Source organism: Chitinophaga sp. HK235, from assembly GCF_018255755.1.
Lineage (GTDB): Bacteria > Bacteroidota > Bacteroidia > Chitinophagales > Chitinophagaceae > Chitinophaga.
In genome coordinates this window covers 3,720,886-3,742,283 of sequence record NZ_CP073766.1, presented here as the reverse complement: position 1 = coordinate 3,742,283, position 21,398 = coordinate 3,720,886, and the positions used below count along the sequence as shown (strand labels likewise).

General features: G+C 46.8%; 20 protein-coding genes. 10 read left to right on the top strand and 10 right to left on the bottom strand.

Annotated elements, in window-relative coordinates; genetic code table 11:
* Positions 1 to 63 precede the first annotated feature (63 nt).
* Positions 64 to 1,014 carry a hypothetical protein gene (locus tag KD145_RS13350; RefSeq protein ID WP_212006363.1) on the top strand — a complete coding sequence of 317 codons (951 nt, stop codon included), beginning with the start codon at positions 64 to 66 and terminating at the stop codon, positions 1,012 to 1,014.
* Here KD145_RS13350 and KD145_RS13345 read toward each other — a convergent pair whose 3' ends face one another.
* Together KD145_RS13345 and KD145_RS13340 are read right to left on the bottom strand one after the other, a co-directional pair.
* Positions 1,015 to 2,688, bottom strand: coding sequence for a gliding motility-associated C-terminal domain-containing protein (locus tag KD145_RS13345; protein WP_212006362.1), 1,674 nt, complete (start codon positions 2,686 to 2,688; stop codon positions 1,015 to 1,017). It lies immediately after the preceding gene.
* A gap of 193 nt (positions 2,689 to 2,881) precedes the next feature.
* Positions 2,882 to 3,949 (bottom strand): RluA family pseudouridine synthase, encoded by a 1,068-nt coding sequence (locus tag KD145_RS13340; RefSeq protein ID WP_212006361.1) that lies wholly within the window; start codon positions 3,947 to 3,949, stop codon positions 2,882 to 2,884.
* Between the two features lie 218 nt (positions 3,950 to 4,167).
* Between KD145_RS13340 and lipB the strand changes: the two genes are divergently transcribed.
* On the top strand, positions 4,168 to 4,866 hold the full coding sequence (gene lipB, locus KD145_RS13335) for a lipoyl(octanoyl) transferase LipB (protein WP_212006360.1): 699 nt from the start codon (positions 4,168 to 4,170) through the stop codon (positions 4,864 to 4,866).
* A 69-nt stretch (positions 4,867 to 4,935) separates the two neighbouring features.
* Here the strand turns inward: lipB and KD145_RS13330 are convergent, their stop codons facing one another.
* The 3 genes from KD145_RS13330 to KD145_RS13320 all read right to left on the bottom strand — a co-directional run bounded on the left by KD145_RS13330 (position 4,936) and on the right by KD145_RS13320 (position 8,285).
* The gene (locus tag KD145_RS13330; RefSeq protein ID WP_212006359.1) at positions 4,936 to 5,604 is read right to left on the bottom strand and encodes a hypothetical protein; all 669 of its coding nucleotides are present in this window, start codon (positions 5,602 to 5,604) and stop codon (positions 4,936 to 4,938) included.
* A gap of 141 nt (positions 5,605 to 5,745) precedes the next feature.
* On the bottom strand, positions 5,746 to 6,627 hold the full coding sequence (locus tag KD145_RS13325) for a 1-aminocyclopropane-1-carboxylate deaminase/D-cysteine desulfhydrase (protein WP_212006358.1): 882 nt from the start codon (positions 6,625 to 6,627) through the stop codon (positions 5,746 to 5,748).
* 317 nt (positions 6,628 to 6,944) lie between these two features.
* Entirely contained in the window at positions 6,945 to 8,285 is a 1,341-nt protein-coding gene (locus KD145_RS13320) for an alpha-L-fucosidase (protein ID WP_212006357.1), read from the bottom strand.
* Between the two features lie 131 nt (positions 8,286 to 8,416).
* On the opposite strand from KD145_RS13320, the gene KD145_RS13315 reads away from it, so the two are divergent.
* The 8 genes from KD145_RS13315 to ilvA all read left to right on the top strand — a co-directional run bounded on the left by KD145_RS13315 (position 8,417) and on the right by ilvA (position 18,576).
* A complete protein-coding gene (locus tag KD145_RS13315) occupies positions 8,417 to 9,319 on the top strand; it encodes a sugar phosphate nucleotidyltransferase (RefSeq protein WP_212006356.1) in 903 nt (300 codons plus the stop codon).
* Positions 9,310 to 10,401, top strand: coding sequence for a phosphotransferase enzyme family protein (locus tag KD145_RS13310; protein ID WP_212006355.1), 1,092 nt, complete (start codon positions 9,310 to 9,312; stop codon positions 10,399 to 10,401). The genes KD145_RS13315 and KD145_RS13310 overlap by 10 nt, the downstream gene beginning before the upstream one ends.
* 498 nt (positions 10,402 to 10,899) lie before the next feature.
* Entirely contained in the window at positions 10,900 to 11,802 is a 903-nt protein-coding gene (locus KD145_RS13305) for a branched-chain amino acid transaminase (protein ID WP_212006354.1), read from the top strand.
* A 249-nt stretch (positions 11,803 to 12,051) separates the two neighbouring features.
* Complete coding sequence (gene ilvD / locus KD145_RS13300; protein WP_212006353.1) at positions 12,052 to 13,731, top strand: dihydroxy-acid dehydratase; 1,680 nt, start codon at positions 12,052 to 12,054, stop codon at positions 13,729 to 13,731.
* Entirely contained in the window at positions 13,697 to 15,445 is a 1,749-nt protein-coding gene (ilvB, locus tag KD145_RS13295; protein WP_249219820.1) for a biosynthetic-type acetolactate synthase large subunit, read from the top strand. The genes ilvD and ilvB overlap by 35 nt, the downstream gene beginning before the upstream one ends.
* Positions 15,446 to 15,553: 108 nt before the next feature.
* Positions 15,554 to 16,084, top strand: a complete 531-nt coding sequence (gene ilvN, locus KD145_RS13290; protein WP_113619639.1) for an acetolactate synthase small subunit — start codon at positions 15,554 to 15,556, stop codon at positions 16,082 to 16,084.
* Between the two features lie 95 nt (positions 16,085 to 16,179).
* A complete protein-coding gene (ilvC, locus tag KD145_RS13285) occupies positions 16,180 to 17,223 on the top strand; it encodes a ketol-acid reductoisomerase (protein WP_212006352.1) in 1,044 nt (347 codons plus the stop codon).
* A gap of 93 nt (positions 17,224 to 17,316) precedes the next feature.
* On the top strand, positions 17,317 to 18,576 hold the full coding sequence (gene ilvA / locus KD145_RS13280) for a threonine ammonia-lyase IlvA (protein ID WP_212006351.1): 1,260 nt from the start codon (positions 17,317 to 17,319) through the stop codon (positions 18,574 to 18,576).
* Positions 18,577 to 18,638: 62 nt separating this feature from the next.
* On the opposite strand, the gene KD145_RS13275 is transcribed toward ilvA, so the two are convergent.
* The 5 genes from KD145_RS13275 to KD145_RS13255 all read right to left on the bottom strand — a co-directional run bounded on the left by KD145_RS13275 (position 18,639) and on the right by KD145_RS13255 (position 21,352).
* A complete protein-coding gene (locus tag KD145_RS13275) occupies positions 18,639 to 19,241 on the bottom strand; it encodes a hypothetical protein (protein WP_212006350.1) in 603 nt (200 codons plus the stop codon).
* A 28-nt stretch (positions 19,242 to 19,269) separates the two neighbouring features.
* On the bottom strand, positions 19,270 to 19,527 hold the full coding sequence (locus tag KD145_RS13270) for a hypothetical protein (protein ID WP_212006349.1): 258 nt from the start codon (positions 19,525 to 19,527) through the stop codon (positions 19,270 to 19,272).
* 75 nt (positions 19,528 to 19,602) lie between these two features.
* Complete coding sequence (locus KD145_RS13265; RefSeq protein ID WP_212006348.1) at positions 19,603 to 19,767, bottom strand: hypothetical protein; 165 nt, start codon at positions 19,765 to 19,767, stop codon at positions 19,603 to 19,605.
* A gap of 50 nt (positions 19,768 to 19,817) precedes the next feature.
* Positions 19,818 to 20,753, bottom strand: a complete 936-nt coding sequence (locus KD145_RS13260; RefSeq protein WP_212006347.1) for a hypothetical protein — start codon at positions 20,751 to 20,753, stop codon at positions 19,818 to 19,820.
* On the bottom strand, positions 20,750 to 21,352 hold the full coding sequence (locus KD145_RS13255) for a hypothetical protein (protein WP_212006346.1): 603 nt from the start codon (positions 21,350 to 21,352) through the stop codon (positions 20,750 to 20,752). The genes KD145_RS13260 and KD145_RS13255 overlap by 4 nt, the downstream gene beginning before the upstream one ends.
* Positions 21,353 to 21,398: the final 46 nt, after the last annotated feature.

Below are 21,398 nucleotides of genomic sequence, written 5' to 3'. Positions count from 1 at the left end.
CTCCGCTGTTTTTTAACGAATTCCTAACAGCTGAAAGCTTACAGCTTTTCCCTAAATTGCAGCATGTCACATTTTTGGAAAAGTATAGCCGCAACCGTTGTTGCGGGATGCCTGCAACTATCTCACCTGGCAGCCCAGGACACTGCCCGGTACAAAGGAATGACCGTAAACCTGGACGAAGTTATCGTGGAAGCAAAACGTATAGGCTTTGACGTTAATAGTTTCATTAAAAGAGTGGAAGAAGATACTACCTTCTACCGCGCATTTAAAAACCTCCATATCGTAGGCTTCAACGCCGACAATGATATCCGCATCCTGGATAAAAAAGGAGAAACACAGGCATCTCTCAAAAGCCTCACCCGCCAGCATATCAACGGCCGCTGCCGCAATATGGAAGTCACCAGCCAGCAGGTGACCGGCGACTTCTTCACCCGCAAAGGCAACTATAACTATTATACCGCCGAACTGTACGGCAACCTGTTCTTTACCAACGGTACCGTATGTGTGGACGGCAACGGCGAAACACCTGAGAATGCCGGCGGTAGCATGGCCCGCCATAAAGCACAGCTTAAACAACTCATCTTCAACCCCGGCAAACCCGTCAAAGGAGTGCCCATCGTTGGCGGCAAAGTGGCCATCTTCGACAGAGATGTGATGCGGTTTTATAACTTCTCCATCAGCGCCGAAAACTATGTAGACGGCACCCCCTGCTACGTGTTTACCGCCAAAGCCAAACCAGACCTGAGCCGCATCGACCGCGGAGATGTAGTGATCGATGAACTTATCACCTGGTTCAACAAGGATAACTTTGAGATTGTAGGCCGCAAATATGCCCTGTCCTACAAAACGATGCTGTTTGATTTTAACGTGAAGATGAATGTACAGATGACCAAACAGTTTGGCTTGCTTATACCCGCACTGGTTACCTACAACGGTACCTGGAATGTACCGTTCAAAAAACGGGAAACAGCCGTTTTTATCGCTAAATTCTTTGATTTTAAGGCGAGTGAATAACTAATACAACAACGTGACCGTACCGGTCTTGTGCACCGGTATCCTGGTATATACTTCCCGGTAATCAACAATCCATACGTAGGTGCCCATATCTGCCTGCAGGCCCTTTACGCGCCCTGTCCAGCCTATCTGCGGGTCGTTGGTGAAAAACACCCTTTCGCCCCAGCGGTTGTAGATACTGAGCGTATACTGTTCTATCGGACATCGGTACCGGGGCCGGAAGTAGTCGTTGCGTCCGTCTCCGTTGGGGGTAAAGGCATTGGGGAAATGCACTGTACATTCACAGTCATGGAAGTCCACCACGACTGAATCCACACTTTTACCACAGGTATTCCAGGCCGTTAAGGAGTAGATACCAGGCTGCCGTACAATATACTGCGGGATGCTGGTGCTGTCCTGCCATTTGAAAGGAGCTCCGCCTGCACCAAGGACTGTCAGCGGGTATACCTCGTTGCGGCACAACAGGGTATCCGGCCCGAGATTCACCCGCAGCGTATCATCATAAGACACACGGATGGTATCGGAAGATTCGCAACGGCCTATCTGGGCATGCACAAAGAAATTGCCGGGTTTGGTCACATAATAGGTGGCCTGGTCTGAACCGTCCTGCCAACGATATTGCCCGTTGCCGAAATCGGCCGTCAGCACCAGAAAATTACCTTTACAGATAGTGGTATCGTTACCCAGGTTGAGTTTGCGCAACCGGTTGAAGTTTACAAAGATGGTATCCACCACATTACAGATGTGATTGATCTCTACAAGCGCCCATATATTTGCCTCATAGTTGACAGTAATAGCCGGTGTCGTGGCTCCTGTACTCCATTTCCAGGCGGTGGCTTCCGGCACTACTGGTGCCAGCCGGATAGATTCGCCGGGGCATAACAGCGTATCGGGGCCCAGGCTGAAAGGGTAGGGCGGACCGGTAAACGTGATAGTGATCTGGTCGTCTATTTCTGCACAACCTTTAGGAAACACCCTTACCTGATAGGTGCCCGATGTTCGTACATCCTGCGTGGGCTCTGTATTGCCGGTATTCCACAGGTAGGTACAGTTCTGGGCGGTGGCATCAAGGGCCAGCTGCTCACCTGTACACAATACCAGGTCTGGACCCAGATCTATCTTGGGGACAGGCGTATAAAACACATTCACTGAATCCGGTATCAGACAACCATTGATCTTGACTTTATACGTAGCAGAAGTGTCTACCAGGATGTTGGGAGCAGTGGACCCATTCTGCCATTCGTAGGCGGCGCCAGGTATCACCGGTGCGCTGAGGGTCATGGTGTTGCCTTCACAGAGAGTGATATCCTGTGGTCCCAGGTCATAGATCACCGGCGTCACAATGGTGATTGGCTGGGTGGAGATATCAGGCTGTCCGCCGCGCCAGGCTACCAGGGTAACGGTGTAGGTGCCGGTAAGCTGGTATGCATGGAAAGCCCCTTTTATTTTATTCGAAGAATCTTTTTCAGCAGAAGCCGGATCCCCGAAATACCATTTGACGGAGTCTATCCCGGTAGTATTGCTAATTACGAAGAAAACGCTGTCCTGCACACAGGTAGAGGAAGCCTTAAAAGGAGTGGCTCTCCATACCCCGGCATTTGCCCGGGTATTGCCCAGCAGCATGGCCAGAAACAGTAAAATCAGAAAAGAACAGTGTATATAAAGGGTCCTCATGTGTTGACATGGTAATAGACGCTAAGATAATGAAATATATAAAATAATGTTAATAATAACTGTGATTTAACAGAGATTAATGCTGATGATGCTGGTTGATAGGATGAATGATAGACCAGGTGCATAAAAAAGAGCATCCGGATAAAATCACGAATGCTCTTTTAAAATCTTCAAAACGCTCAAAACGTCAGCATTAATCCTCAGTGTTCGGGCGGGCAGTAGAATATCTCCGCCATTTTTCCAGCACCTGGGAGAAATCGTCCGGCAGCTGGCTTTCGAAGCGCATCTGCTTGCGGGTGCGGGGGTGGATAAAGCCGAGTTGCTGGGCATGCAGGGCATGACGGGGCATAATCTCAAAGCAGTTGTCCACAAACTGTTGGTATTTGGTGAAGATGGTCCCTTTCCGGATGCGGTTACCACCGTAGGTATCGTCATTAAAGAGGGAATGGCCGATATGCTGCATGTGTACGCGGATCTGGTGGGTACGGCCTGTTTCGAGGCGGCACTCAATTTTGGTAACGTAGTTAAAACGTTCCAGCACGCGGTAGTGGGTGATGGCTTCTTTACCATACTCGCCGTCGGGATAGGCGTCCATGATTTTGCGCAGGCGCTGGTGGCGGCCTACGTGGGCTACCACGGTGCCTTCTTCTTCTTCAAAATCACCCCATACAAGGGCTATATAGCGGCGGTGAACGGTGTGGTCAAAAAACTGTTTGGCAAGGTCGGTCATGGCTTTTTCAGATTTAGCCACTACCAGCAGGCCGGAGGTGTTTTTATCGATACGGTGTACCAGCCCAAAGCGTGGGATGACAGGTGTAGTAGCCTGGGTTTTGTCGCCCAGGTACCAGGAGAGGCCATTGACCAGCGTGCCGGTGTAGTTGCCACAGCCGGGGTGTACCACCATGCCGGCAGGTTTGTCTATTATCAGCACGTCATCATCCTCATAAACAATATTGAGCGGGATCTCTTCCGGCAGTACTTCTGTACTTTCCGGATTTTTATTGGAAAAAACAACGATCCTGTCCAGCGGTCTGATCTTGTAATTGGCCTTGACAGGCTTGTCGTTGACCAGCACCATCTCGGTGTCCAGCGCGTTCTGTACCTTGTTACGGGTGGCGCCTTCGATACGGGCGGTGAGGAACTTATCGATGCGGACAGGCTCCTGGCCTTTGTCTACCACCATGTTGATCTTCTCATACAGTTCCTCGCTGCCTTCTCCGTTTTCCAGCTCGTCTTCCAGTTCCAGCAATTCTTCAGCCATTAATATTTAAATTTTGGCAAAGGTAAAATAAATTACCCGTAGCACGTAAAGCCCCGTGTAAAGCGCCGGAGTGGACAATGGAAGGAAAGGCTGAGCTTTCCGGATAAAGCCTACATACCGGCTTCCGGAGCGCTGGTCCGGGTCTTGCCGGAAGTCAAAAGATTCAACTACCTTTGTGTCTTTGAAAAAATAGGCGTTTTAAAGCGCCACAGTTCAGTATGGATAAGCAGGAGATCATCATCAGAGACCTTGGAAAAATAGATTACCAGGAAGCCTGGGACTACCAGGAACAGTTGTTGAAGGAAAATGTACAGCTGAAAGCACAAACACCCGACCTGTGGCCCAAGCCCACCACCAATTACCTTCTTTTTTGCGAGCATCCGCCGGTATATACCCTTGGTAAAAGCGGACACATGGAGAATCTGTTGCTGAGTAGGGAAGAGCTGGATGAACAGGGGATTGGTTTTGTACCTACCAACAGAGGCGGTGATATTACCTTTCACGGCCCGGGCCAGATAGTAGGATATCCGATTCTGGACCTGGAAAATTTCTTTACAGATATTGGAAAATACCTGCGTTGCCTGGAGGAAGTAGTGATCCGTACAATCGCGGAATACGGTGTTATAGGTGACCGTTCCCCCGGGGAGACCGGCGTATGGCTGGATCCGGCGGAAAAAACAAAAGCCCGCAAAATATGTGCAATGGGTGTCCGTTGCAGCCGCTGGGTGACCATGCATGGTTTTGCCCTCAATGTCAATACACCGATGAACTATTTTGATAACATTATTGCCTGTGGGATTGCAGATAAACAAGTGGCTACACTCGACAAGGAAGTAGGCAGGGAAGTGGATATCAACGACGTGAAGGCCAAACTCAGCAAGCACTTTGCGGATGTATTTGGTGCTACTATGATTTAAGCATATAAACGATAAAAGAAAAGCGGAGACCACATGGTCTCCGCTTTTCTTTTTATCATCTTTTTCAGCTTACATTCTGTAGTTGAGTGGGATGAAGAAGTTCCATTTCTCTTTCAGTTTCCCGTCTTCAAACAGTTCAAAGTTAAACCAGCCGGCATGCAGGAAAATGGCTTTTTCCAGGATAAGGGAAGCTGCTTTCACATGCTCTATTTCAAAGAGGAAAGAACCGTTGGGCTCGTAAAACTTAACCGAATATTTTTTGTGTTGGGCATCTGCCAGTTTGATATTGACATTACCATCCGCAGTAGTATAGATGTAGTTGGAGGGGCGCCATATTACCTTCTCCGGTTCCTTGTTTTCCTGTTCGTTGGGTTTTCCTGTTCCTGTTGGTCTCAGGGCACGGGATGCTTCCTTGATATCTGCATATTGCAGCTTCATGTCCGCTTTAATGGTGCTGTCTGGCAGGGCGAGCATGGTTTTGCTATATACATACCGGCCATTGTTGAACAGGATGAAAAGGCGGTAATAGTTGCTGCCTGGAAGCGGTTTGCTGTCGATGTAGGCATTCCGGGTTTGTGTGGGATAACTGGCGTAACCAATGGTGTTAAAGTTGAGTACGCTGTCCAGTGAGCGCTGAACTCCGATCTCCTTAACTTCCATAAATCCGGTGATCCAGTCCAGCTGAATTTTACCGGTTTTAATGGTAGCTGTGAAGTTCGGCAATACAGGAGGCAACATTTCCTGTGCTTTTCCTGTGAATGCTATCGATAAAAAAATTCCTGTTGCGAATATTAAACGCACGACCTGCTTCATACAAAAAATCCCTAAGCTCTTAAAGTTGGCAAAAATACGCTTCGGTTCAAATATAATGAACTGTTTTTACAGTGTAAGAACGCCGGAAGGTAGGGAAAGATTGCCCTGTAACCCACCGGTATGTATTAATAATATTTTGCTATTGTCTGGAAAGTAGCCATGATGGATTAATTCACGAAAAGCCTTGATAAGTTTACCGGTATAAATAATATCAGTGGGGATACTGGTCTCTTGATAAAAAGTATTGATAAAATCTATAAGCTCCGGTTTTACTTTTGCGTATCCTCCGCCATGGAAGTCATGCAACAGTTGCCACTGGCGGGGCCTGCCGGGATGTAATAATGTCCTTACTTCTTCTTCGAGATAGGCAGCGCCTTTTAATACCGGTATGCCAAGGATAGTTTGATGAGGGGCGGCACTGTTGATAAGGCCGGCGAGGGTAGTGCCGGTGCCGGTAGCGCATAACATATGCGTGAAATGATGGGTGGGGAAGAGGGAGAGTATCTCTTCGCAGCCCCTGGCGCCAGCCGCATTATGTCCCCCTTCGGGGATGACATAGGTATCCGGCGACGCGTTGTATTGCTGGCGGCAGTCGCGGTAGTCCTCCCTGCTGATAAACTCCAGCTGCATACCCTTGTCCATAGCGTGTTGCAGCGTATGGCCATATACAGGCGGGCGTTCACCGCGGATCACGCCGGTACAGGCTAAGCCGGCCAGCTGGCAGGCTGCTGCAGTAGCAGCGATGTGGTTGGAATACGCACCCCCAAAAGTCAGGATATGTTTTTTCCCCAGCTCCTTTGCCGCCTCCAGATTGTATTTGAGCTTGAACCATTTGTTGCCGGAAATTTCCGGCTCCAGTTTATCCAGACGCAATATGGCCGCTTCCATCTGAGATGGCAGCCAGGAGAGTGTTAAGGTATCCAGCGTAATATGATCCGTAGACAGCATAAGCCGCAAAGTTAAGCAGGATAAAAATAAATTAGCCCGGTGCTCCCAGGGCTAAAGCCCTGGGCTATAATTGATTTCTATGCTAAAATTGGCTTCAACACAGCCTGATTGATCTTGCATTGATCCGCTTTCATTCCACAAAAAGCAGGTCTGCAATATGATTTGACCGACTAAAAATCGGTCCCAATTCTAACTAATCCACCGTCTTTATCCATCAAAATTAGCCCAGGGCTTTAGCCCTGGGACTTGTTAAAATTCGCTTCAATCTTGCTAATTATCATCAGCTTAATCAGCTCATATTGCGCGTTATTTGCGGTTTATTCATTTGTCAGAAATCCGCCTTTGCCGCGATAAAGTTTAACGGCTTTATCCAGTTTTACTTTCAGTACGGTTACGTATTTATCCTGTACGTTTTCTGGTACATCGATGTAAACGAGGCCTGGTACGGGACTCCATGAAATTTTGCCAACAACTTTATGAGTCAGCGGGGTGCCGTTGCCTACTACGCTGATGGATTCAATTTTGTTGCTCAGTCCTTTGATAGCTACCTGGCCGCTGGTTTTACCGGGCAGGAAGAGATAAAGGGTGGTGGAGTCTTTGGAGAGGGTGGTAGGGCCATAGAAGTGACCTAGTGGTAAACCGGCGATGGTGTTGAAGATGGCTTCACCATTCTTTTGGTTCCAGGCGCCGAGTTCTTTGAGCATATGCACTTCTTCTGCGGGGATGGAGCCATCGGCTTTGGGGCCTATGTCGAGCAGGAGGTTGCCGCCGTTGCTGACAGCGTCCACGAAAATGGTGATGATTTCAAAGGGTGTTTTCCAGTTGGTATCTTGTGGTTGCCAGCCCCAGTTGTTATTGATAGTCATGCACAGTTCCCACCAGTGGTAGTGTGGACGGGTAACGGGAAAGTTTTGTTCGGGCGTATCGTAGTCACCATAACCCTGAAGACGGCCATTGATAATGGTATTAGGGTTGTGGGTGGTGAGCATTTTGCGCATTTTGGCAGCTTCCCATTCATCGGCGGAGTGTTCCCAGTCGCCGTCAAACCACCAGAGGTCGGGATTAAATTTGGTCATGACCTCTTCCATCTGTCCTTCGTAGAACTTGAGGAAACGCTGCCACCTGGCGGGTTGGGCTTTGATGTCGTAGCGGTTACTGTCTTTCAGAAACTGTGGATAATCGGGATAACTCCAATCTATCAACGAAAAATAGGCACCACATTTGATGCTGTCGCGCCGCAATGCCGCATAGAAGGGGGTGAGCACGTCCTTTTTAGCGGGTGTACTGTTGACAACATCCAGTTTACTGTATTTACTGTCCCACAGGGCCACGCCATCGTGGTGTTTGGTGGTCATTACCGCATATCGCGCGCCGGATTCTTTGATAAGATCGGCCCAGGCTTGCGGGTCGTAATTACTGGCAGTAAAGCCTTTCAGCTGCTGCATGTAATCGGGATAGGAGATTTTTTTGTTATGGAAAGACCAGGATTCGTCTATTCCTTTTACAGAATAGATGCCCCAGTGGATGAAGATGCCGAGTTTGGCGTCGGCAAACCACTGCATTTTTTCTTTAATGTCTTCCGGTTTGGTCTGCTGCTGAGCATTGGCAGTTGTAAAAAGCTGCATGGCACAGGCTCCCAGCACAAGTAGTCTTTTCATCGTTCCGATTAAATTAGTTCTTAAAATATGTGTTGTCCACAAAAAGAAAGCGTGAAAATAGGTTTAATGATTATATTTAGCGCCGATATTTTCAGGTAAATCATTGAAAATTATAAAATAATATCAGAAAAATGCAACCGACTTTATTGATTTTAGCGGCCGGTATGGCCAGTCGATACGGCAGTTTAAAGCAAATCCAGTCTTTTGGGCCAAGCGGTGAGACTATCATTGACTACTCTATTTATGATGCTATCCGTGCAGGATTTGGCAAGATCGTATTTATCATCCGTGAGAACTTTGCTGAAGAGTTCAAGGAGATTTTTGAGCCCAAGCTGAAAGGCCGTGTAGCGACTGATTATGTATTTCAGGATATGGACTCCTTTACCGGTGATTACCAGATCCCGGCTGACAGGACTAAACCCTGGGGTACTGCACATGCGATCCTTTGTGCTAAAAACGCCATCAACGAACCATTTGCAGTGATCAACGCAGATGATTTTTATGGAGCGGATGCTTTTGTGAAAATGGCTGCTTTCCTGAATGGAGAAAGTAAAGAAGATATCTACAGTGTTGTAGGTTATGAGCTGGGTAAAACAGTGAGCGAGCACGGTTCCGTGTCCCGTGGTGTTTGTGCTGTGAATGGTACCGGCTTCCTGTCTGCTATCAACGAGAGAACAAAAATTTATACTGACAATGGTCAGATCGTTTACGAAGAGGCTGATGGCAGCAAACATCCGCTGTCTGCCGATACGCCGGTGTCCATGAATTTCTGGGGTTTCCATCCCAGCGTATTTAACCTGAGCCAGACGCTGTTTAACGAGTTCCTGCAGAAAAGCGGCACTAACCCTAAATCGGAGTTCTTTATTCCGATCGTGGCTGATGAGTTTATCCGCCGGGATATCGGTAAGGTAAAAGTACTGCCTACCACAGCGCAATGGTTTGGTGTTACTTACAAAGAAGATGCACCGGGTGTGCAGGCCAGCTTGTCGGCATTGGTTAAAAATGGAGAATATCCCGACAATTTATGGAAATAATACCCAACAAATTAATCCTTCAGGCTTTCGGACTGGAGCCTGAAGGATTAAATGTCCGAAAGTTCGGATCAGGACACATCAACAACACTTTTCTGCTCGAAAAGAAAGAGGACGGCAGCAAATATGTTTTACAGAAAATCAATGTAAACGTATTTAAGGAACCTGGAGTAATTGCCGCCAACCAAAGAATGGCAGCCGATTATCTCGCAGCACATCATCCGGGGTACCTGTTCATTACGCCCATACCCACTGTTACCGGGGAAGAGCTTTTTGTAATGGACAACGAGTACTGGCGAATGATTCCGTTTATTGCCGGATCCGTGACGGTAGATCAGGCCGACAACCCAAAGCAGGCATTTGAAGCAGCCAGACAATTCGGCCGCCTTGCTAATTACCTTTCGGGCATCGACCTGAAGCCGTTTAAAGCTTCGATTCCAAACTTTCACAATCTTACCTTGCGTTACAGTGCTTTTCAGGAAGCTATCCGCAATGCCAGGGAAGACAGGAAAGCAGCAGCAGAAGAGATGATTGAAGAATTCCTCCGCTACTCCGATATCGCAGTCACGTATGAACAGCTGAAAACAAATCCCGAATTCAGAGACCACCTGATGCACCATGATACCAAAATCAATAATGTGCTGCTCAACAAAGACACATATGAAGGTATCTGCGTCTGCGATCTGGATACACTGATGCCGGGAAAAATCATCTCAGACCTCGGAGACATGGTAAGAACTTATGTTTGCCCCGTTTCTGAAGAAGAGCCGGATGTCAGCCAGATCATTATCCGCGAAGAATATTTCGAAGCACTCATGCAGGGATATCTCGGAGAAATAGGCGGCACTTTAACCAAAGTGGAAAAAGAACAACTCTTTTTTGCAGGAAAGTTCATGATCTACATGCAGGGGATACGATTCCTCACCGATTATCTCAACGGCGATGTCTACTACCCGATTAAGTACGACACCCACAACTACGACCGCGCACAAAACCAGCTGGTACTGCTGCAGCGGCTCATCGAAAAACAAGACACATTGCAGGCTATCATCGATAAATGCCTCCTTGTCAGTGAACAGGTTTAGACTAGTGAACAATCAAATGAAATCATTCTGAAATCCCGGTGCGCTCCTGCATCGGGATTTTTTTTGCACCTTCCGCCGCTTCTCCCTGCTTTATCCTCTCACCAAACCTTTAGTATTTAGTGACCGGTTTTGGTTGTTTATTAGAAATGGATTAATAATCGACTTCTTTTTTTGAATATTTTCAAAAACATATAAAGGGATTAATTTTTGACGAAAAATTTTATGCTTTGTTGTTTTTTATTTTTTTCACGAATACATTTGTACTGATACAATAACAATCACCTCCTATGTGGGAAAATAAAGACAACATAAAACTTAATCACATCGTACCTCAGCTCAACTGGGCTATCACGAAGGTCGTGATTATCGTCGTTGTCATTATTAGCCACCACTATGGAGGATAGGTCCACGTGTATAATCAAAACGATATAACGCCTTCCTCCGCAACGAGGAAGGCTTTTTTTTTGACTACTATTTTGACGCTAATAATTCAATTTTATGTATAGCTATTACAACAACGACACCATTCTCTATCTCAACGGCGAGTATCTGAAAGCAACTGCAGCCACCACCGATCTGTTCGGGCAATCATTACACTACGGTTACGCCGTATTCGAAGGAATCCGCGCTTATAAAACAGCTAACGGACAAGTGAAGGTCTTCAAGGCCAAAGAACACTTTGATCGCCTGAAGCGTTCCTGCGAACTGATACACATCCCCTACGACTTCAACAACGACGAGCTGATCGCCGCATGCTACAAAGTACTGGAGATGAACAATATGGAAGAAGCCTACATCAGACCGCTGGTATTCTGTCCGCCCAACATGACCCTGAAGGCGGCGAGTGAATCCAACATACTCATCTGCGCCTGGGAATGGGGAGCTTACCTCGGTGAAAAACTGCTGCGCATCATGACTTCTTCCTTCGAGCGACCGAATCCCAAAGCATTCAAGATAGAATCCAAATCGGCCGGCCTGTATATAAACTCGATACTGGCATCGCAGGAAGCCAAACAAAAAGGATACGATGAAGCACTGTTAATGGATATGAATGGTTATGTGGCAGAAGGTCCGGGTGCCAACATCTTCTTCGAAAAAGACGGCAAAATCTTCACTCCCCCAGCCGGTAACATTCTTGCAGGCATCACTCGCGCCACTGTTATCGAACTTTGCCAGGAACTGCAAATCCCACTCGAAGAAAAACTGTTTACCATCGATGAATTAAAACAAGCCGATGCTGCTTTCTTCTGCGGTACTGCTGCAGAAGTGGTAGGCCTCGAATCTATCGACGGACAGCCTTTTGCCAAAACATGGGCCTCTTCTCTCGGAAAAGTATTACAACAAGCCTATAAAGCAAGAGTGCTCGAAAAATCCTTTCAACGCGAAGCACAATTAGCATAGCCTTTAGCTGTTAGTCTTTTAGCTGTCAGTGCTAAATGCTGACAGCTAAAAGCTAAAAGCTCCCTTGGATTCTGTAAAACGAAAAATGCAGAATCCTCTGTGGTAAAGGGTTTGAAAGACCCCGGAGCAGATTTGAAGACCGGTTTATTGAAAATTCTTGGTTTGAATTTGCCAGCCTCACCGGGTAATTTGTGACGGATTTTTAAAATAGGATTACTATCAACCGTAATCCGGGAAACATCAACAGCAATGGAACTAAATAAATACAGCAAAACGATTACACAGGACCCTACGCAGCCAGCTGCGCAGGCGCAACTATACGGTATCGGCCTTACAGATGAAGACCTGAAAAAAGCCCAGGTAGGTATTGCCAGCATGGGTTATGATGGTAACACCTGTAACATGCACCTCAATGACCTCGCACAGGATGTGAAAAAAGGCGTCTGGGCCAATGATCTGGTCGGACTTACTTTCCACACCATCGGCGTCAGCGACGGTATGAGCAATGGTACACCTGGTATGCGTTACTCCCTGGTAAGCCGCGATCTGATTGCAGATTCCATTGAAACTGTTTGTGGTGCCCAATACTATGATGCACTCATCACCGTGCCTGGCTGCGATAAAAACATGCCTGGTTCACTGATGGCTATGGGTCGCCTCAATCGCCCGTCCATCATGGTTTACGGCGGTACCATCGCACCCGGCAAATATAAAGGCCAGGACCTCAACATCATCTCTGCTTTCGAAGCACTCGGTCAGAAAATGGCCGGCACACTGGACGAAGGCGATTTTAAAGGCATCGTAATGAATTCCTGCCCGGGCGCCGGCGCCTGCGGTGGAATGTACACTGCCAATACGATGTCTTCCGCTATCGAAGCATTGGGTATGAGCCTGCCCTACAGCTCATCCAGCCCCGCCCTGAGCAAGGAAAAAAAGGAAGAATGTGCCAATGCCGGCAAATACATCCGCCTGCTCCTGGAAAAAGATATCAAACCCAGAGACATCATGACCAAAGAGGCATTTGAAAATGCGCTCACAGTGATCATGGCACTGGGTGGTAGTACCAACGCAGTACTGCACTTCATCGCTATCGCAAAATCAGTAGGCGTGTCCGTTACACTGGAAGATTTCCAGCGTTCCAGCGACAAAACCCCGCTGATAGCCGATCTTAAGCCCAGCGGTAAATACCTGATGGAAGACCTGCACAATATCGGCGGCGTTCCATTAGTGATGAAATACCTGCTGAAACAAGGCCGCCTGCATGGTCATTGCATGACCGTGACCGGCAAAACCATCGCTGAAAATCTGGAGTCTGTTCCGGATATCGATTTCGGCACACAGGATATTATCGTTCCCGTGGAGAAGCCGTTGAAAGTCAACGGCCATATCCAGATATTATATGGCAATCTCGCCGAAAAAGGCTCTGTTGCTAAAATCACCGGTAAGGAAGGCGAACAGTTCAAAGGACCTGCCCGCGTATTTGACGGTGAATTTGAACTCATCGCTGGTATTCAGTCCGGTAGAGTGAAAAAGGGTGATGTAGTGGTCATCCGCCAGGTAGGCCCTAAAGGTGCACCCGGTATGCCGGAAATGCTGAAACCTACCAGCGCCATTATGGGCGTAGGACTCGGTAAAAGTGTGGCACTGATTACCGACGGCCGTTTCTCCGGTGGTACTCATGGTTTCGTGGTAGGACATATCACACCGGAGGCTTTCGAAGGTGGTAATATCGCCCTCGTACAAGACGACGACATCATCGAAATAGATGCAGTGAACAATACAATCAATATGGAAGTCAGCGCGGAAGAACTGGCTGCCCGCAGGGCCCAGTGGACCGCTCCGGCATTGAAGGTATCCAATGGAATCTTATTTAAGTACGCAAAACTTGTTAAAAATGCAACAGAAGGATGTGTTACCGATGAAGGCTGAGGAAGCTGATAAACGGTTGGCCGCTAAACCTGTTATCTCCGGTGCAGAAGCCGTAATCCGTTCCCTCATCGCTGAAGGAGTGGATACCATCTTCGGATACCCCGGCGGTGCTATCATGCCAATCTATGATGCGCTGTACGATTTCCAGGACAAGGTCCATCATATACTGGTGAGGCATGAACAGGGTGCTACACACGCAGCCCAGGGTTATGCCCGCAGCTCCGGCAGAACAGGAGTGGCCTTTGCCACTTCCGGTCCGGGCGCCACCAACCTGGTCACCGGGCTGGCAGATGCTTATATGGACAGTACACCGATGGTGTGCATCACCGGTCAGGTAGGTGCAGCCCTGCTGGGTACAGACGCTTTCCAGGAAACAGACGTGATCGGCATCACCATGCCCATCACCAAATGGAATATTCAGGTGACCCGCCAGGAAGATATTCCGGGCGCTATCGCCAAAGCTTTTTATATCGCCCGCAGTGGCCGCCCAGGCCCTGTACTGGTGGATATCACCAAAAACGCACAGTTCGGCGAGTTCGAATATGAATATATACCGTGCACGGCTATACGTAGTTATCAACCGGTACCACAACTGAATCAGGATGCTGTAACAGCTGCAGCCGCAGTGATCAACGAAGCGAAAAAACCTTTCCTGCTGGTAGGCCACGGCGTACTGTTATCAGGTGCTGAAAAAGCCCTGATAGCACTGGCAGAAAAAGCACAGATACCCATGGCTTCCACACTGCTGGGCCTCTCCGCTGTTCCGGTAGACCACCCGCTGTATGTAGGTATGCTGGGCATGCATGGCAACTATGGTCCCAACGTGCTCACCGGTGAATGTGATACCCTCATCGCCGTTGGTATGCGCTTCGATGACCGTGTAACCGGCGACGTGGAAAGCTATGCCAACAAAGCAAAAGTTATTCACATCGAAATAGATGCCGCCGAGATCAACAAGATCATCAAAGCTGATGTGGCCCTGCATGCAGATGCCAAAACAGCTCTCGAAGCATTGCTGGAGGAAGTAAACCCTGCCAGCCATGAAGAATGGCTCGCTGAATTCCAGGCTGCGCATCAGAAAGAATACGATAAAGTACAACACCGCGAACTGTATCCGGAAGCAGGTGAACTGAAAATGGCGGAAGTAATACGGCTCATCTCCGAAAAAACAAAAGGAGAAGCAGTACTGGTTACAGACGTTGGTCAGCATCAGATGGTAGCTTCCCGCTATTATCGTTTCAAAAACCCGAACACCAACATCACCTCCGGTGGTATGGGTACGATGGGCTTCTCCCTGCCGGCAGCCATGGGCGCTAAAATGGGTACGCCCGAAAAAGAAGTGGTAGCTATTATCGGTGATGGTTGCTTCCAGATGACCTTACAGGAACTGGGAACTATCTATCAGTCCAAAATAGGGGTGAAAATCGTGATCCTGAATAACAACTTCCTTGGCATGGTTCGCCAGTGGCAGCAACTGTTCTTCGACAAACGTTATTCCTCTACCGAAATGGTCAACCCGGATTTCGTTCAGATCGCCAAAGGGTTTTATATCCCCGGCAAAAAAATTACCGCGCGCGAAGATATTTCAGCTGCTATCGATGAAATGCTGGCCCACAACGGTGCTTACCTGTTGGAAGTTGTGGTGGAAAAAGAAGATAACGTATTCCCTATGGTACCGGCAGGTGCCCCAATTGCCAATATCAGACTGGAGTAGTACCATCAGATTATAACAGACAAGCAATTAATTTTTTTATAAGACATGCCTCTCCCTTTGGACCCGCTGCAAGCAGGATTCGAGGGAGGGGACGCCCAAGCTGTTTTTATGCAAAAAGAATATACAGTTACGGTTTATACGGAAGACCGTATTGGTATCACCAACCGTATCACCATAATCTTTACCCGCAGAGGGATCAATATCACCAGTCTTACCACTGCTGAAACCGAGATTCCTGGCGTGTATAAGTTCATTATAACGGTGATGTCTACACGTGAGAAACTGGATAAGGTGGTTGGTCAGATTGAAAGACTGATTGAAATTCACCGTGCCTTTGTACACGAGGAGGAGGAAGTGGTGTACCAGGAACTGGCATTGTATAAAATTTCTACACGGTCACTGGATACCGGCGATATCGAAAGACTGATCCGTGAAAATCAGGCACGTATCCTGACCATCACGGCAGACTATTTCGTGATCGAGAAAACCGGCCACCAGCAGGAGCTGACAGACTTCATCAAAAAGCTGGAACCCTATGGTCTGATCGAATATTCCAAAAGCGGAAGAGTCGCGATCGTCAAATGGAGCCGCCGCTTCCACGAACATCTGAAAGAACTGCAGGCAGTACCGGAATCATAACCAGCTGCTGCAAACATTAATAAGCCTTTATTCATTTACTTAAAATTTACAGCTAATAGCTAATGGCTAGTAGCTAAAAGCTAAAAACACAAAACATGGCAACCATCAATTTTGGAGGTGTACTCGAAGAAGTAGTAACCAGGGAAGAGTTCCCAATGGAAAAAGCAAGGGAAGTCCTGAAAAACGAAGTGATCGCAGTTATCGGCTATGGTGTACAAGGCCCCGGCCAGGCACTGAACCTGAAAGATAACGGCTTCAATGTTATCGTTGGTCAACGTAAAAATTCCAAAACCTGGGATAAAGCGGTAGCTGATGGCTGGGTTCCGGGCGAAACTTTATTCGATATCGAAGAAGCTGCTGCTAAAGGTACTATCATTCAGTTCCTGTTGTCTGATGCAGGTCAGATCACCCTGTGGCCTACACTGAAACAGCACCTGACTCCTGGTAAAGCACTGTACTTCTCCCATGGATTTGGTATTACCTATAAAGAGCAGACTGGCATCATTCCTCCTGCTGATGTAGACGTAATCCTGGTAGCTCCCAAAGGTTCCGGTACTTCTCTGCGCCGCCTGTTCCTGGCTGGTCAGGGTCTGAACTCCAGCTTCGCTATCTTCCAGGATGCTACCGGCCGCGCTAAAGAACGCGCAGTAGCACTGGGTATCGGCGTAGGCTCCGGTTACCTGTTCGAAACAGATTTCAAAAAAGAAGTATTCTCCGACCTCACCGGCGAACGTGGTTCACTGATGGGTTGTATCCAGGGTATCTTCGCTGCTCAATACGAAACACTGCGCAGAAATGGTCACTCCCCTTCTGAAGCATTCAACGAAACTGTAGAAGAGCTGACTCAGTCACTGATGCCGCTCGTTGCTGAAAACGGTATGGACTGGATGTACGCTAACTGCTCCACTACTGCACAACGTGGTGCTCTCGACTGGTGGAAGAAATTTAAAGACGCTACCCAGCCTGTATTTGACGAGCTGTATGCCAGCGTTGCCGCCGGTAAAGAAGCTGCCCGTTCTATCGCTTCCAACAGTACTCCTGACTATCGCGAGAAACTGAACGAAGAACTGAAAGAACTGCGCGAAAGCGAAATGTGGCAGGCTGGTGCTGCTGTTCGCAAGCTCAGACCTAATGCATAATATTTTATGATTTGGTTATTTGATTATTAGGTTATTGACCGGATTCTGTCAATGATTAAATAATCAAATAACCAAATCTCCAAATGATTTGATATGTCCTCTAATCTAATAGCTGGCGTTAACCCGCTCAATATCCTCGATGCATCGGTGAAATTGAAGCCCGTGGTTAATCGCACTCCGTTGACTTATAGCGCTACTCTTTCCCGCCGCTATAACTGTGATGTATATCTGAAAAGAGAGGATATGCAGATTGTACGCTCCTATAAACTGCGCGGAGCCTACAACCTGATCAGCAGCCTGCCTGCCGATCTGCTGGCAAAAGGCGTAACCTGCGCCAGCGCCGGAAATCACGCACAGGGCTTTGCTTATGCCTGTAAAGCCTTAAATATCAAAGGCGTGGTTTTTATGCCCATCATCACACCAAAGCAAAAAGTAAATCAGGTGAATATGTTCGGCGGCGACAACATCGAAATACGCCTGATCGGCGATACCTTCGATGATTGCTCTGCTGAAGCCCAGGCTTTCACTGCAACCAGCGGCATGACTTTCATCCCTCCCTTCGACAACGCTAAAATCATCGAAGGCCAGGGAACCGTGGCAGTAGAAATTCTGGAAGATCAAACCAATATCGACTATCTCTTTGTACCTGTAGGCGGTGGCGGCCTTGCCGCAGGCGTAGGCACCTACTTCAGGACCTATAGCCCCAAAACCCGCATCATCGGCGTGGAACCCGAAGGAGCTGCTTCCATGCAACGTGCCCTCGAAAACGGCGGCCCTGTTACCCTCCAGGAAATTGAACGTTTTGTTGATGGTGCAGCTGTAAAAAGAGTAGGTACCCTCAACTACGAGATCTGCCGGGAAGTGCTGGACCAGATGCACCCCGTACCGGAAGGTATGGTATGCTCTACCATCCTGAAATTATACAATGAAGACGCCATCGTGGTAGAACCCGCCGGCGCCCTCTCTATCACTGCCCTCCAGGATTTTGTGGAAGAAATCAAAGGAAAGAAAGTAGTCTGCATCATCAGCGGCAGCAACAACGATATCGACCGTATGCAGGAAATAAAAGAACGTTCCCTGCTCTACGAAGGACTCAAGCATTACTTTATTGTACGTTTTGCACAACGTCCTGGTGCACTCAGAGAATTCCTGAACCATATTCTCGGGCCCAATGATGATATCACCCGCTTCGAATTTATTCAGAAACACAATAAGGAAACAGGCCCCGCACTCGTAGGTATAGAACTGAAGTGCAGAGAGGATTATGATACCCTCATCGCCAATTTCCGGAAATATAATTTTCAGTTCACCGAACTGAATAAAGACGATAACCTGTTTGGTTATCTGGTTTAACGTTTGACAAATAGTTGTTTTAAGAGTAATACAAGCCTGATCATTTTTATGAGCGGGCTTTTTTATTGGTTAACCACCGCGTGCAAAGTGGCCAGATATTCCTCCTTCAAATAGGGATGCAACTCCACATCCTCCAACCGGAACTGAATTTTTTTGATGATAGCCTGTTTTACTTCCAATGGCATCGTATCATGTTGTTTCAGCTGCTGTTTTACAGTGTCATAGAAAACAACAAAAGATTTTTTCTTTGGTGCGATGTCCGGAACAGACAGCAGATATTCCCATTTTTTGCCCCACGACTGATACTGCGGGAAAACAGGCATATGCAGGGCTGCATAGAAGTTCGCTTTTTTATTACCGGTAGCAGCTACCAGAAAATCAAACATGGCATCAGTGGGTGTTAATCTATACCGCCATACCATATTGCCTAAGGCTGAAATGATGAGGATCTGCAGTTTATCGTTGGTCAGGAACTGTTGCCCAATAGCTACCAGTGTGGCTCCCAGCTGGCTGTCGGATAATACTGGTGTATAAAAGGTCGATACTTCATCTCGTGGTATTTTTTCAAATTCGCGGATGTATGTCTCCAGTTCCTGTTCAGAAAAGTCCTGCCAGTTGAGCAGTTTGTCTTTCAGCGAGTATAAAGCGTCTGTTTTTAACTTCATGGCTAGAATTGTACTCTTCTTGTAGAAATCAATAATCCTGGTCTAATATTTCATCATATAAGTCCCCTGTTTTTATATATTTCCAATTCTTTCCATATTGTTCATTTACGACGACTAATGCTAATAAAGACAAGGGGTTAAATGCAGAAATGGACATGTCTCCTTTCATTGCAAGCCATGAAATAATTTCTTCTTTCGCTTCATCCAACTCTAATTTTATAATGTAACCTTTTTCTTTGATTGTATACAATGCAATATTATAGGTATTCATTGCTTCTGCTAACATAATAGCTATTTTAAAGTGTCAGTATATCTGTGACGATCGATTATTTTCCGGATGGTTTTGTTGGATGTTGTCAAATTAAGAGCTTTTTTCCAATTCCCCGGCGAAAGCAGTATATTCTGTCACTTCATACTGCATACTGTTTTTCCTGGTGTAATCATGCAGCGTAGTAAGTACTTTGGGCAGGTATTTATCCGGAATATCATCTGAATACAATTGACAGGCTGCATAGAAATAGTCCATACAATCTCTGGCTGGTGTTATGGATGGTATGGTTAGCAAATAATCCCGGCTTAGTAAAAAAGCTCGCCACTATCGCCATATTCCTGGCGTATGAAATGTTCTATATCTGTGTAAGTATATTGTTTCTGTGTTTTCGCTGTCTGCATGATCAGTTGATATTTAACATCAAAACGCTCGTCATAACCGGTAGGAATCTGAGGTTCAACGGCCATAGGGGTATCAAAAAGGGGATGGCTGATAACTGGTACATCCAGACCTAGTTTTCGCCGCACCTTAAACAGGTTGATAAACTCCATCGGAATTAATCCGGCGCCCAGAAACTCCTCGTATTCCCATTTTTCTCCGCGCTGTATGCCTACGCTGTTCAGATGATGATCACACAATTCATTCCAGTAGGTGGCTGGAAGATTGCTATAGTCATCCCAATGATCAATCAGGTTTTGATAGATACCATATCCTTCTTTCCCGAAGGCAAGCACTCTTTTTTTAACAGGGTTGTGTCCCAGCCATTTTTCCACTAGAAAATGCAGCAGTTGGGTACTGGGATAAACCTTTTGTGTTTTATGTTCCCTGCTGGTTTGGTACTCATTCATGTTGAGATAGTCTACAGATTTTCCGATCAATATTTCCAGCAGGTCGTTTCTTTCCATATATAGCGCATATTGAAACTCATCGCGGATATGATCGATATATTCGTCAGCCATTTGAGACATGGTAAAGAAAAGGGTTGTCCGCTCCATGTACTTCCAGCAAATGGGATTACCCTGAAAGAGCAGCTTTTTTGCGGCAATATGATGGGAGTCATTGGACATGACATTGGTTAGCACACCGATAAACAGGCCAAAATCATATTTGTTTTTTTTGAAGTTTTTATAGGAAAACACATAGCCTTCCATAAAATCATCATTGGACTGCTGCACGTCAAAAGCATCAGTATATCTGTGATGATTAATTATTTTCGCGATGGTCTTGTTGGAGGTTGTCAATTCAGGAGTTTTTTTTCCAGTTCACCGGCGAACGCAGTATATTCTGGCATTTCGTACTGTTCATTGTTTTTCCTGATGCAATTATGCAGCGCAGTGAGTACTTTGGGGAGATATTTATCCGGAATATCATCTGCATACAGTTGAGTAGCTGCATAGAAATAGTCCATAGAATCTTTGGCTGGTGTTATGGATGGTATGGTTAGCAGATAATCCCAGCAATCTGGTCTTTTTAAGAACTGTGGATACCGGAAAATGTTTTTGGCAATGGCCATTTTAACAATGTTGTTTTTGTTATTGATATGGCTTATCAGGAAATCGAAGCCGGTTTGATCGTAAAACTGATATTTAATGGCAATGAAGCCTATTGCGGAAACGATATCGCGCAGTACTTTGACATCTTCAGGATGGTCGTTGGCGAGCGCGATTATTTCCTGAGTGTATTCCGGATTGGCAAAATTTTCCTTTCTGACATTAGTATATTCTCCCGCTGCTTCCCGGTTGATTAATTTAGCTAGGTTGTTCACTTCTTCCTTGCTTAGCTTCTTTCTCTGTTTAAGCTGCTGTTGAATATATTCAATCTGTTTGTTGTCGGTTTTCATATTTGTACCTCTATATGGGTGACGTTCTACATTTTGGCATCAATTT